The sequence below is a fragment of the Chelatococcus sp. HY11 genome (assembly GCF_018398335.1).
Classification (GTDB): Bacteria; Pseudomonadota; Alphaproteobacteria; order Rhizobiales; family Beijerinckiaceae; genus Chelatococcus.
On the sequence record NZ_JAHBRX010000002.1, the window covers coordinates 1,710,150 to 1,724,089 of the forward strand.

Here is a 13,940-nt window from a genome sequence, read left to right on the forward strand (position 1 = left end):
GTCGCGGGCGCGCCGGGCCGGCGGCAAGCCGGCCCGGAAACGGGATCATTCCTCGACGAACTGCACGGTCTTCACGTCCGGCAATTCGGAGACGTCCATGGAGTAGTGCGAGCCATAGTGGGGAATGCCGATCTCCTCCTCGGTCAGGCTCCAGCTGGTCGGCAGGTTCCAGAAGGCGCGGAAGTCCTTCTCGAAGCGCGGGCCGAGCTTGAACGAAGCCGCGAACATCTGTTGCACCTGGGTGCCGGCATCCTTGGCCAGGATCTTCTCGCGCTCGCCCTTCAGCCATTCGCCGGTCGGGACAGACGTGGCGATGCGTTCCTTGCGGATCGCCTTGCGCCGCTTGTCGGTCGCGGTGGTATCGAGCGCGAAGCTGCCGTCGGCGCCCTTCTTCGTTACCACCCCATACACCTGAGCGGCGAAGCGCTCGAGCAGGTAACCACCGTTGAGATCGTCGACAACGCTCTGGGGCTCGCGGTCGATCGGATCGCCGAAGCCCGGCCCGCCGCGCATATAGTTGAGATAGAGATCGTAATCGGCGAACATTTCCTCCGTTGTAATCGCCTGCTTGTCGCGCTTGATCACCGCGCCCTTGATCAGGTCGTCCCAGACAGGGTTCTGCGGATCGGTGTCCCCGCCGAGGGGCAGGGGCTTGCCCTGTTCGATAAGGTCTTTCAACCCGGTATTATGCGCGGCAAAGCGATAGCCGGAGGCTGCGGGGTAGCCACCCATCAACCCCCAATCCGACGAGATATGACCATTGCCCATGAAGAACATGGTCCAGTCCTTGGCGCTCCAGACCAGACGCAGGCTCTCGAAGCCGCAGCCCCCGCGATACTTGCCGGCACCGCCCGAGGAGGCCTTGATCTGGCGGCCGAGATAGACCAGCGGCTCGGCCAGTTCCCAGATCTCCATATCGCCCATGTCGCCTTCCGGGTTCCAGATCGCAGCGGCATGGCTGAGGCCATCGCCGACAGCGGTCGCCCCGGTGCCGTTGGCGGCGCATTCGAACGAGTTCACGGCGTGGATCTCGTCATACTGGTTGAAGCCGCCACCCTGGAGCCAGTTCGAGGTATTGGCATTGCCGGCGTTGACCTCCTCCAGATAACCGCGCCCGAAATAGGAGCGCGACAACCCGCGCCACAGCGCCGTCCAGGCCGAGACCAGGAAGTGCCAGGAATAGGAGAAGGCAACGCGCCGATCGTCCGGATTCATCCAGGTGCCCTTGGGCAGGCGGAATTCCGTACCGTAGGCCGCGCCATCGTTGATCATCTCGGAAGGGATCAGCGTCTGGGTCATCATCACCCAGATGCCAGAGGTGAATGAGACCTGATGGGCGTTGTAGGTATGCCAGCCCCACCGACTCGCTCCCTCGAAATCGAGGCGCCACGTGCCATCGCCCCGGATGGTGATCTCGGACGGGGCATGCATGATCGTGTCGAGCTTCGCGAAATCGGACGGAACCCGGACGTCCTCATGGGCATAAGGCACGTCGACGAAGCCGACCTGACGGTATTTGCCAGGAATGGTCATCGCTTTGATGCGGTTCTGCAATCCGAGCCGTCCATGCTCGACCGCCTCGTAGGCGAATTTCCAGTAGGCGTCGATGCCCTCCTCAGAGATCACTTCCTCGACCAGCTTGCGGATCATGTGGCAGCCGGCGATACGGGTGCGTTCGTCGAGCATCCAGTAGCGCGTGGTGCGCACCATGCGCTGGCTCTCGTGCAACCAGTCGCGGAACAGGGTGTCGTTCTCGCCCACCTTGCGGCAGGTGATGGAATAGCCGTCGCCGAAGCGCTGTACCTGGCCCGTCGCCATGGAGCCCGGACCAACCGCACCGGTATCGATGACGTGGGTGACGCCGCCGACCCAGCCGATCAGCTCGCCGTCCCAGAAGATCGGGACGATGGTGTGGATGTCGCAGGGATGGACGTTTCCGATGAGGGAATCGTTGTTGCAGAAAATATCCTTGTCCCTGACTCCGGGATTACTCTCCCAGCCGTTCTCGATCATGTATTTGATCGCGGCGCCCATGGTGCCGACATGGATGATGATGCCCGTCGACGTCAGAATGCTGTCGCCCGCCGCGTTATAGAGGGTGAAACAGAGTTCACCCTCCTGCTCGACGATCGGCGAGGCGGCGATCTTCTTGGCCGTCTCGCGGGCGTCGACCACGCCGGCCCTGAGGCGCGAGAACAGTTTGTTGTAGAGGATGGGCTGGCTGTCGCGCAGCTCCATCGTCTCGAGGCCCGCGTAGTGTTTCGTCCGCTTCGTCGCCTCCATCAGGCGGTCGCGGTGCTCCTTGAGTGTTTCGCCGCCGCGCACGATGCCGCGCGTCGTAGAGGCGAGGTCTTTCTCTCGAACATTGACGTTCATGACTGTATTCCTCCGGATATTGTAGGTGCTGGCCCGTGTCACACTTCCTTGAGGTGGAAGAGGCGGTGCCCGTCGAGGAAGGTCTCGAAGCCGTCGGGAACGACGAAGGTTGTCGCGTCGGATTCGATGATCGCAGGGCCGATGACGCGGTTGCCCGGACGCAGGGATTCCATCCTGTAGAGCTGGGCATCGACCCAGCGCTTTTTGCGGTAGAACTTGCGTGTGCCGAGTTTCGCGTCTTCAGGCGGCGTCTCGCCTTCGAGCGGCTCCTTCGGGATCTTTGGCTTCGGGATCGGCACCGCGCCACGCATGATCGCACCGGTCACCGAATAGCCCAGTTCCGGCGAGCGGGCTGACGCCGCATAGACGCGGCCGTAGGTGGTGTTGAACGCGTCCTGGAGTTGCTCCCAATCATCGGCCGTGCCGGCAGAGCCGAGCGGTGATTCGATCTCGAGGTCGTTGAGCTGGCCGCGGTACTGCATGCGGTAGCCGGGCGTCAGCGTCACCTGGTCGGGTTCGTAGCCGTTGAGTTTGAACTCCTCCAGCACGTTGCGGGTGAGTTCCTCCCAAGCGGCCTGCAGCGTCTGTGCCGCTGCCACGCGCTGGTCATCGGGAGCATCCGGCGCGAGGTTGATGTCGAGTGACTTGTCGTAGCGGTATTCGAAATCAGCGGCCGCGCAGCCGAAGGCCGAGAATCCGGCCGCCCAGGCCGGCACGATCACGTCTTCGAAGCCGAGCCCCTCAGTATAGCCATAGGTGTGAACCGGCCCGGCCCCACCATAGGAAAAGCAAACGAAACTCTGCGGCGAGTAGCCCTTGCCGGAAATCATCGAGCGCAGATAATCGCGCAGGTCAGAGTCGAGCAGCTCGATGACGCCGGCCGCCGCATCCTCTACGGAGAGGCCGAGCGGATCGGCAAGTTGCACCTTGATCGCATCGACCGAGCGCTGCCGGTCGAGCTTGACCGCGCCGCCGAGGAAGTTGTCCGGGTTGAGATAGCCAAGTACCATGTGGCAGTCGGAGATCGTCACCGTCTCGATGCCGCTCTCCTTCCAGCAGACGCCGACCCGGTAACCGGCTGAATCCGGGCCGAGCTTGATGGCCTTGGTGTAGGGATCGAGCCGGATGAAGGATCCTGCGCCGGCGCCAACCGAGTCCATCGCGACAAGCGGGAGCGACAGCACGAGCCGCGCCATGTCAGGATCGTTCCGGATGGTCAGCTCGCCCTGCGTGATCAGCGCCACGTCGAAGGATGTGCCGCCGATATCGGAGCAGGCGATGTTGCTGTAGCCAAGTACCTCGCCGAGATATTTGGCGCCGATGACGCCGCCGATCGGCCCGGAGACGATGGTGCGTGCGAGTTCCTTGGCTTTCCAGGAAATCGTGCCGCCATGGGTCGCCATCACCCGGAAGTCGAACTTGGTGCCGTGTTCCTTGAAGGCGTCGGAGATCTTCTTGAGGGTCTGACGAGACGGCTCGGCCGCATAACCTTCGAGAATAGTCGTATTGGTGCGGTGCGTTTCCTTGCGCACGGGATAGTAATCGGCCGAGGCGAACACCGGAATGGACTTGCCGCTCTTGGCGATTTCCTCTGTCACGATATCACGCACGCGGCGTTCGTGGTCAGGGTTCTTGTAGGAATGGAGCAGGCTGATGACGATGCCCTCGACATCGGCGGCGATGAGTTCACGCGCGGCCTCGCGGGCGGTTTCCTCCCGCAGCGGGATGACCACCGTGCCCGACATGTCCACGCGCTCGACGACCCCGCGCGTCAGGTTGCGCGGCACGAGCGGCGGATCATAGCGATGAGTGTTGAGGTGGATGCGGTCCTCGTAGGCATAGCCGAGATAGGCCTGGATCGCCCGGCCCATGCGATGGAAGTCCTCCATGCCGCGGTTGACGATCAGGCCGCAACGCAGGCCCTTCCGTTGAACGACACGATTGAGCATCGCCGTGCCGGAATAGACCCCTGTCTGGAGTTGCTGCAGCGCCGCGTCGAGCGTCAGGCCCCAGGCACCGAGGCCGTCCTCACTCGAGGCGATCAGCCCTAGCGCCTCGTTCTGCGGGGTGCTCTGGGCCTTGCCGACGACGAAATCGCCATCGGAATCGACGAAGAAAGTGTCCGTCATGGTGCCGCCGGCATCAATGCCGAGCACCTGCACGCTTCTGTCGTTGGGGGTATGTATGTTCATGAGCGTCCTCCTTCTGAGGGCCGGCCTCTGACGAGCCGGTAACCGGAAGGAGGGCAGGGAGCGTGCCAACGTCGACGCTAGGCGGCGATATCTGATTTTCCAGGTGCTTGCCGCACGTGCGAGAAAGAGCTTTCGCGTCCGCACATCGTCCGATCGTCGGACGCCGGACGGCTGGTTGTCCGGCGTCCGGACGTAGGATCAGTGTCCTTTCGGAGCGGCGGAGCGATATTCGGCGAGCCGCAGGTAGAGTGTGGAGCGGGCGATGCCGAGCCGCTTTGCCGCTTCGGTGAGATTGCCGCCGCAGGCTTCGACCTGGGCGAGGATGGCGGCGCGTTCAGCCGCGCGCAGATTGGCCTTCGACGCGGGCAGCGTTGCTGCGACAGGTGGCGCCGAATGGGCGACGGCAGCAGGGCCTTGCGCAAGCTCCAGAGGAAGATCCGGGAGTTCGAGGCGATCGTTCTCCGCCAGGGTGACCATGGCATCGACGACGTTGCGCAGCTCGCGGGCATTGCCCGGCCAGGGATGAGCGATAAGGTGCTCTAGCAACGCGGGCGCGAATGTCGGCGCGGGCTTGTTGAGCCGCTCCGCCGCCCTCGCCGCGAAGCTGCGCGCGAGGGTGGCGATGTCTTCCCGACGCTCTCGCAGAGGTGGAATGCGGAGCCGCGCCGCGGCGATGCGGTAGTAGAGGTCGCGGCGAAACCGACCGGCCTCGACCTCGGCGGAGAGGTCACGATTGGTCATCGACAGGATGCGGATGTCGACATGCCGCCCCACCGGATCGCCAATGCGATAAACGATCCCGTCCTCCAGCACGCGCAGCAGGTAGGATTGCAGATCGAGCGGCATCTCGCCGATTTCGTCAAGGCAAAGGACGCCACCGTCTGCCTGCTCGATCCTGCCGGCGCGACCATTCGTGTCGGCACCGGTGAAAGCACCCTTGGCATAGCCAAACAGCTCACTGGCAATCAGATCACGAGGCATGCCGCCGCAATTGAGCGGAACGAAAGGCCCGTCTGCGACCGGTCCGGAGCTCTTGATCGCGCGGGCGAACAACTCCTTGCCGACCCCGGTCTCGCCCTCGATGAGAACGGGCAGGTTGTTGGCGCCGAGTTTGCGCGCCCGCATGCGCACTTCATCGATCGCCGCGCTCTCGCCCAGGATGCTGCCGAAGCCGATCACGGGCTCAACAGCCTCCTTGGGCTGGCTTGTCGGGGACCGGCCGCGTGGGCGATGCATTACGATGAGGCATCCGATCGCATCGCCTTCGCTCTGCACGATTTCCAGGCTCGCGTTCGGAAAGCGGCGTCGGCAGTTCTCCTCCCAGGTCTCCTGCCGCGCTGAACCGATGAACTGTCTCAATTCGCTTCTGAAGCCATCGGGATCCGCATCGAGGCGCCGCCGTGCGTTCTCGGCGGCGTGCACCACGAAGCCGCGCCTGTCGATGACGAGGATATCCTCGCTCAGCCATATGGCGCGCTTCGAGACGAAACTGCGCAGAAGGAGTTCGTGCTCGGCCCGGGCCGCCTGGCCCAGCGTCGCCTCGATTTCCTGGCCGATCGACACGGCCAGCGCCAGGCTTTGCGGATTGAAATGCGCAAGGGGCCCGGAAATATCGACGACGCCGAGAATGTCCCCATCCAGCGGATGGCGGACGGGCGTGGCGGCACAAGTCCAGCGCTGCACATCCTCGCAGAAATGCGCTGCGCCGCGAATCTCGGTCGGCTTGCCATCGACCAATGCCGTGCCGATGGCATTCGTGCCGATCACCGCCTCCTCCCAACGCCCGCCGGTCTCCAGGTGATTGCGACGGCCGTTGTCGACAATGCGGGGATCACCAGCCGTTTCGACAATGAAGCCGCTGGCATCTGTCAGGATCATCATCGACGAGGCTTCGGCAAGAAACAGGCCTGAACGGTTCAGCGCCGGTCGCGCGGCGGCGAGGAGGGCCGAGCTGCCCGAACGTCGTCGGTATATTTCAGGCTCCGTGGAAAGGGGCGCTTCGCGTCTTGATGCGTTGACGCCAAGGGCTCGCGAGCGCACCCAGGATGCGACAAGGTCAGGGGGCATCCCAGCGGGAGTTTCCCCCCTGCCGAGAAAGGTCTCCCACGCGTGACGCATTTCGCGCTGTCTGTGCATGCGTCCCTCCCGATCACCGATAACGGCTTAAACGCTGCTACGGACGACCATTGCAGGCAGGCGGCATCACCGTGATCGGGAGCGGCTGGCGGCCAAGCCCGGATGGCAAAGCCGTCGCGGCAGGGAGCCAACCTCGCACAGGTCGCCTCCGCTTGCGTTCCCCCAAATCGTAGGCTTCTAAGGCCAACCTCGCTCGAACTATGCACAGGGCATCGGCATCCTGCAACCCGTCAGTCAGGCCGGGCTGCGTTGCGGGTGTTCCGTCAATGTGAGTGCGGTCAGGCGGCTGGCGCAGCATTGATCCCCATGCATGTTCGAGCTGCTGACGCGGCTTTGGCGTCTGGAGCTCAATGGCCATGCGACCCGCAGAATGCGCAGACTAGGAGTGGTGCTTATATTATAGACCGTCGATGACGCTATCAGGCATGGGGCTTCCCGGCGGAGAATAGACGTCCGGGTTGAGCACATCCTTCAGCACGTTCACGAAGGTCTGGGCCGCGAGCGAGAGCGGGCGGCGTTTCGGGATGATCATGCCGATCGAGACGGGAATGCGCGGCTCGAATTGGCGTATCACAATATGGTCCAGTTCGCCCGCGTCCCATACGGAGAAATGATCGACGAGCGCCACGCCGCGTCCGCGCTCCACCAAGCGGCGTATCAACTGGCTCTGGTTGGAAATCAGATAGTTGGACGGCCGCACACCCTCGGTGGAGAAGGAGCGGAAGATCGCCGCGCCAAAAGGCACGGAACGTGGATAGGTGACGAAGGGCTGCCCGGCCAGGTCGCTCGCCAGGATGATGCGGTGCTTGGCGAGTTCATGCGCCTTGGGCATGATGCACACCATCGAGGCCGTTTTCAGCGTCTGCGTCATCAGATCCGACTCGTGCTCGGGATGATGGACGAGGCCAAAGTCGTAGTTGCCGCGGCTGACATAGGTGTGGATCTTGTCGGAGTCGAGCAGGTCGACCTGCACCTGGATGCCCGGATACTGGCTGTTGAAGCGCTCCATCGCCATGGGGAGGAGCGCCGTGCTGAAGGCCGACAGAATGCCGATATTGACATAGCCCTGCGCCATCGTGGTGAGGTCCAGCGACAGGTTCTCGAACAGGGTCAGCTCGTCCATCAATCGGGTGGCATGGGTGAAGAGAAGCTCCGCCTCGGGGGTCGGGCGCAGCCGTCCGGCGCGACGCTCGAACAGCCTGACGCCCGCAAAGTCTTCCAGCTGTTTGAGTGATTTGCTGGCGTTCGGCTGGGTCGTGTGGAGCGCCTGCGCGGCCTCCGTGACCGAGCCCGTCTTCATGAAGGCGGCGAGCGTGTCGAGATGGCGCAGCTTGATCCGGCGCATGCTTCGATAAGACTCCGGCGTATTCCATTATGGAATGGAAAGCTCGAATAATTGAATTTTACGGGATAGGGAAGCCCCTCCTAGAGTGCCGGTGATCAAGGGATGTGGCGGCTGTCCCTGCCGCCGGAAAGACGAACCGCATCATCATGGGCACTATCAGGGTTGGCATCGACGTCGGCGGAACCTTCACGGATTTCACCGTGCTTGACGACGAAACGGGCGCCATGCGTCATTTCAAGGTGTCATCGACGCCGCATGACCCGTCCGAGGCGATCGAGACCGGCATCGCCAGTTTTCCGGAGCGCGGGCTCTCTGCGGCCGATGTCGTGCATTTCGGCCACGGTACCACGGTTGCGACCAACATGGTCATCGAGCGCCGGGGCGGCAAGACGGGGCTCCTGACGACCGCTGGGTTCCGTGACGTGCTGGAGATCGGCCGGCAGACGCGGCCGGACCTGTTCGACATGAGCGTGCGCAAGCCCGACCCGCTGGTGGTGCGTCCGCTGCGCCTTGAAGTCTCCGAGCGCCTCGGCCCCGACGGCGAAATGATCCTGCCCCTCGACGAGGAAGGCGTGGCGGCTGCCGCGCGCCACTTCAGGGAGGCGGAGGTCGAGGCCATCGCGATCGGCTTCCTGCATTCCTATCGCAACCCGGCGCATGAGCAGCGCGCCGCGGCGATCATCCGGGACTATCTGCCCGACGTTTTTATCAGCCTGTCCAGCGACGTGCTGCCCGAGTTCCGGGAATACGAGCGCATCTCCACCACGGTGATGAACGCCTATCTGATGCCGCGCATGGACGGCTATCTCGACCGCTTCATGAAGCGGTCGCGCAAGACTGGCGTGGAGGCAAAGCCTTACACGATTCATTCTAACGGCGGCCTGATGTCGACCGAGACGGCGCGCAACTATCCGGTGCGCACCTGCCTGTCCGGCCCGGCGGCTGGCGTCGTCGGCGCGGCCCTCGTCGGCAAGGCCGCCTCCTTCCCCGACATTATCACCTATGATGTCGGCGGCACGTCCACGGACGTCGCGCTGATTGCGGGCGGCAAGCCCGCCTATTCGGCCGACCGCGACGTGGCGGGCTATTCCATCCGCTGTCCCATGGTCGATGTCAGCGTCATCGGTGCCGGCGGCGGCTCCATCGCCTGGCTCGACGATGCCGGTGGCCTCAAGGTCGGCCCGCAGAGCGCGGCAGCCGTGCCCGGCCCGGCCGCCTATGGCAAGGGCGGTACGGAAGCGACCATCACCGACGCCAATATCGTCCTGCAACGGCTCAATCCCGTCGCCTTGCTCGACGGCGCCATGCCGGTCGATCGCGAGGCCGCGCTAAAGGCGGTCGGCGCGGTGGCCGAGAAGATCGGCCGCAGCGTCGAGGATACGGCCTGGGGTATCATCCGCATCGCGGTGGCGAATATGGCCCGCGCGATCCGCGCCGTGTCCATGGACAAGGGCCATGATCTCAAGCAATTCGCCTTGATGGCCTTCGGCGGTGCGGGCCCGCTGCACGCCTCGCTGGTGGCCGCCGAGACCGGGCTCGAGACCGTGATCATTCCGGAATCGCCCGGCACCATGTGCGCGCGCGGCGTGTTGCTGTCCGACGTCACCCGCGACTTCGTCTCCACCCAGATCAAGCGCGCGGAGGGCGAGAGCTGGAAAGAGATCACGGCGGCCGTCGTCGCGCTGGAGGAGCAGGCCAGCGCGTGGCTGGAAGCCGAAACCATTCCCGATGACAAGCGTGCGCTCCAGCATATCGCGGAAGCCCGCTACGCCGGCCAGAACCACGAGATCCGCGTGGAAGGCGTGCTCACCACGGCCCAGGATTTCGCCGCCCGCTTCGCCGGCGCACATAAGGTTGTCTACGGCTATGCGCTTGACGATCACCCGGTCGAGATCGTCAACCTCCGTGTCCAGGCGATTGGCCATGCCGGCCGTCCGCTGCAGACGGTGGCGAGCGCGCCGGGCTCCATGGCCGCAGCCAGGATGGGCGAGCGTGACGTCTATGTCGGCCCTGAGCGCGGTTGGCTGACGATGCCGGTCTACAAGCGCGCGCTGATGCCCCAGGGCGAGGAATTCTCCGGCCCCGCCATCATCGAGGAACTGACCTCGACGGCCTATGTGCTTCCCGACCAGCAGGGCGTCGTCGACGCCTATGGCAACATCATCCTCAAGTTTGTGAAGGGTCGCGCGTGATGCAACAGCACGTCAAGCCTCCGCGCGAGTTCGACGCCATCGAGATGGAGGTTTACTCCAACCGGTTCATGTCGATCACCGACGAGATGGGCCTCAGCCTCGTCCGCTCCTCGTTCTCCACCAACATCAAGGAGCGCAAGGACTGCTCCGTCGGCCTGTTCGACGGCTCGGGCCGCCTGATCGTGCAGGCCTCGCATATTCCCGTGCATCTCGGTTCGCTGCAAGGTGGCGTGGCCGCGGTGCTCGAGAACTTCAAGCTTGAGGAGATCAAGCCGGGCGACGCCTTCATCTGCAACGACCCCTATCTCGCCGGGGGCTCGCACACGCCCGATATCTCGATCCTCACGCCGGTGTTCTATGAGGGGCGGCTGTGCTTCTTCGCCGCCAATCTCGGGCATCACTCAGACGTTGGCGGCGGCGTGCCGGGGTCCTGCGACCCGAGCCAGACCAGCATCTTCGCCGAGGGCTTGCGTATTCCCGTGTTGAAGATCGCGCGCGAGGGCGTCCTCGACGAGCAGATCGTCAAGTTGATCAGCACCAACAGCCGCGATCCGCTGGAGCGCGTGCTCGACCTCAAGGTGCAGATCGCGACCAACGAGATCGGCCGCCGCAAATTGGTCGCGCTCGCCGACCAGTTCGGCATCGGCACAGTCGAGAAGGCGGTTGACGACCTCATCGCCTATTCGGAAAGCCGCCTGCGCAAGCGCATCAAGGATCTGCCCGATGGCACCTATTCGGGCGAGGCCTTAATCGACGGTGACGGCATCGGCCATGAGCCCTGCCGTATCCAGGTCGCCATCAAGGTCGCGGGTGAGGGCATCACCTTTGACTTCACCGGCACCGATGTGCAGGCGCGGGGAGCCGTCAATATTCCGAAGACGGCCCTCGATGCCACCTGCTACTACACCATCAAGGCCCTGCTCGACCCGACACTGCCGCCCAATGAGGGCATGGCGCTTCCCGTCACCATCGTGGCGGAAGAGGGGACCCTCGTGCGGCCCAAATTCCCGGCGGCGGTCGGCATCCGCTCCACCAGTTGCCAGCGCGTCGTGCGCGCCATCTTCCAGGCTTTCGCCGATGTTCTGCCCAAGGAGAAAGTCTTCGCCTCCTCGGCGGACATGAATGCGACGATGATCTTCTTCGGCCCGCACAAAACGCGCGAAGGCAACTTCGTTTATCTGGAAACGGTGGGGGGCGGCGCTGGCGCGAGCCTCGCGCATGACGGCATGAACGGCATCCAGGTGCATATCACCAACACGTCGAACCTGCCGGCCGAAGCGCTCGAGATCGAATATCCCCTGATGGTGCGCCGCTATGCGCTGGCGGACGGCTCCGGCGGCGAGGGGCATACCACCGGCGGCATGGGTATCGTCCGCGAGGTCGTCGCCATGACCGACGGCATCCGCGCCAATGCCTCCAGCGAGGGTCTGCGGACGCCGGCGGACGGCGTCTTCGGCGGTGGCGCCGGTGAGGTCGCCCATCTCAAGTTCGGGACCGCGGACGGCAAGACGACCGAATACGACATCTCGATCACCAACATCCTCATGAACCGCGGGGACAGCCTGTTCCTGCAAACGCCGGGCGGCGGTGGCTTCGGTCGCGCGTCTGGACCTGAAGCATCTGGAGAATGACTGACATGGCCCTCGAAAACCTGACGCCGAGCGACGACGCGATCAAATCCGCGCCCAACCCCAACTATCTCGAAGGGGACTATCTCAAGGGCGTCCTGGACATGGCCTTTCGCGACGGCAATCCGGTCGCCGAAAAGCTCGTGAAGGAGATCTTCTCGTCGCGCCAGATCGAGTCCGTCTATCTCGTCGGCGCCGGCGGCTCAAACTCCTATATCGAGCCGGTCAAGTATATCCTCGACAAGTATTGTGACCTGCGCATCGAGCGTATCAACGCGACGGAATTCGAGACGCGACGCCCGAAGCCGGTCAACGAGAAGGCCGTGGTGCTGCTGACCTCGCATAACGGCGAGACCGAGGACACGGTGGTCGCCGCGCGCTGGGCGAAAACCACGGGCGCGGTCACCGTCGCGCTGACAGCGGGCCATGAGAGCGGGCTCGCCAAGATCTGCGATCACCTGCTCCCCTACAGCCGTGAACTGCCGGGGATGCCCAAGACGCTCGTCGCCTATCTCTTCGCGGCGCATCTTCTGAAATATCTCGGCAATCCGGTCGGTGCCCGCCTCGTGCGCGATCTTGAAGCGATGCCGGCACGTCTGCACGAGATCAAGGATGCAGAGCGTGAGCGCGGCATGGAACTCGCCCGCCGCTATAAGGACGAGAACATCTATTATGTTCTCTCCAGCGGCATCCTGTCGGCACTCAATTACCAGTATTCGATCTGCATCTTCAACGAGATGCTATGGCTCGACGCGTCCGACATCCATTCCGGGGAATTCCGCCACGGGCCGTTCGAGGTGGCGGACGCGGACATGGCCTATATCTTCCTCATGGACAATGGCGAAAACCGCAAGATCGATCAGCGCGCGCTGAAATTCACCCGGCGCGTCACGGACAAGATCATCACCTTCGACGCCGGCCGTTACGAGGACGTATCACCCCTCCTGTCGCCTTTCGTCATCGGGGTCACCTGGTACTGGTTTGCTCATACGCTTTCGGTGCTGCGTGAGCATCCGCTCTCGGTGCGCCGCTACATGTGGAAGGTCGACTATTGATGGCAAAGCGCCCGCCAGCATCGTTGCCGGACCATCGCATGCGCGTGTCGCATCGGGTGGAACGCGGCTTGCGGGCGCGTGCCTGCCTCTTCGACCATTTGGGCAGGAGGCAAGCATGATCGCGACCGACGACGATTTGCGTGGTTTGCGCGTGATAGGGCTCGGCGACAATGTCGTCGACCGCTATCTCAACGCCGGGGTTATGTATCCCGGCGGCAATGCGCTGAATTTCGCGGCCTATGCCAAGATGCTGGGCGCGGACGCAGCGTTCCTCGGCACGTTCGGGACAGATCGCGCCGGCCATCATGTCCGCGCGACGCTTGACGTGCTTGCGATACCGACCACGCATTGTCGCGTTGTCGAAGGCGCGAACGGCCATGCCGATGTGCGGATCGTTGACGGAAATCGCGAGTTCGTCTCTTCCAACAAGGGCGGTGTCGCGCGCGAACATCCCTTCGTGCCGGCCCAGGCCGATCTCGACTATCTCGCGCGCTTCGCGTTGGTGCATACCAGCTGCTACAGCCACCTCAATTCCCAGCTCACGGTGTTGCGTCCGGCCTGCGCGCTCCTGTCCTACGACTTCTCCTATCGCTGGCAGGTCGATGATCTCATCGGCCCCGTGGCGCCCCATCTCGATTTCGCGGCGCTGTCAGCCGGCGATGTCGGCCGCGAACGCGCCATGGTCGCGCTCCGCGAGACGGTGGCGCAGGGCTGCGGCCTCGCGCTGGCGACACTCGGGCCCGAGGGCGCGATCGCTTATAATGGCGAGGACTTCATCACAGTGGCGCCGAAGCCGACCGAGGTGGTGGACACGCTGGGCGCCGGGGATGCCTTCATCACCGCCACGCTGCTGTCGCTCGTCGCTGCCGGCTGGCGTCGCGGCGTGCGTCCGCCAGCCGGCGTCATCCGCGCCGCACTGGACCGGGGCGCTGAATTCGCGGCGCAGATCTGTCGGGTCGAGGGTGCTTTCGGCCATGCCGCGCCGATCGACGCCGAAACACCGGCTTGAGGCAGAG

8 protein-coding genes are annotated in these 13,940 nt (G+C 63.9%); 4 read left to right on the forward strand and 4 right to left on the reverse strand.

Translation table 11 applies throughout. The annotated features are described in order from the left end of the window. Positions 1 to 45 precede the first annotated feature (45 nt). From KIO74_RS28630 to KIO74_RS28645, 4 genes are all read right to left on the reverse strand, one after another. Entirely contained in the window at positions 46 to 2,376 is a 2,331-nt protein-coding gene (locus tag KIO74_RS28630) for a hydantoinase B/oxoprolinase family protein (protein WP_213338767.1), read from the reverse strand. 38 nt (positions 2,377 to 2,414) lie between these two features. Further along, the gene (locus KIO74_RS28635; RefSeq protein WP_213338768.1) at positions 2,415 to 4,568 is read right to left on the reverse strand and encodes a hydantoinase/oxoprolinase family protein; all 2,154 of its coding nucleotides are present in this window, start codon (positions 4,566 to 4,568) and stop codon (positions 2,415 to 2,417) included. 198 nt (positions 4,569 to 4,766) lie between these two features. Next, on the reverse strand, positions 4,767 to 6,704 hold the full coding sequence (locus KIO74_RS28640; protein WP_213338769.1) for a sigma-54-dependent Fis family transcriptional regulator: 1,938 nt from the start codon (positions 6,702 to 6,704) through the stop codon (positions 4,767 to 4,769). A gap of 397 nt (positions 6,705 to 7,101) precedes the next feature. Continuing rightward, on the reverse strand, positions 7,102 to 8,049 hold the full coding sequence (locus tag KIO74_RS28645; protein ID WP_213338771.1) for a LysR family transcriptional regulator: 948 nt from the start codon (positions 8,047 to 8,049) through the stop codon (positions 7,102 to 7,104). Between the two features lie 104 nt (positions 8,050 to 8,153). Here KIO74_RS28645 and KIO74_RS28650 point away from each other — a divergent pair, with 104 nt between their 5' ends. The 4 genes from KIO74_RS28650 to KIO74_RS28665 all read left to right on the forward strand — a co-directional run bounded on the left by KIO74_RS28650 (position 8,154) and on the right by KIO74_RS28665 (position 13,933). After that, positions 8,154 to 10,241 (forward strand): hydantoinase/oxoprolinase family protein, encoded by a 2,088-nt coding sequence (locus KIO74_RS28650; protein WP_291978341.1) that lies wholly within the window; start codon positions 8,154 to 8,156, stop codon positions 10,239 to 10,241. Further along, positions 10,241 to 11,872: a hydantoinase B/oxoprolinase family protein gene (locus KIO74_RS28655; protein ID WP_213338773.1), complete on the forward strand. Its 1,632-nt coding sequence runs from the start codon at positions 10,241 to 10,243 to the stop codon at positions 11,870 to 11,872. Before KIO74_RS28650 ends, KIO74_RS28655 begins: the two co-directional genes overlap by 1 nt. Further along, a complete protein-coding gene (locus tag KIO74_RS28660; protein WP_213338775.1) occupies positions 11,869 to 12,924 on the forward strand; it encodes an SIS domain-containing protein in 1,056 nt (351 codons plus the stop codon). The genes KIO74_RS28655 and KIO74_RS28660 overlap by 4 nt, the downstream gene beginning before the upstream one ends. Before the next feature lie 115 nt (positions 12,925 to 13,039). Further along, complete coding sequence (locus KIO74_RS28665) at positions 13,040 to 13,933, forward strand: fructoselysine 6-kinase (RefSeq protein WP_213338777.1); 894 nt, start codon at positions 13,040 to 13,042, stop codon at positions 13,931 to 13,933. The last annotated feature ends 7 nt before the right edge of the window (positions 13,934 to 13,940 follow it).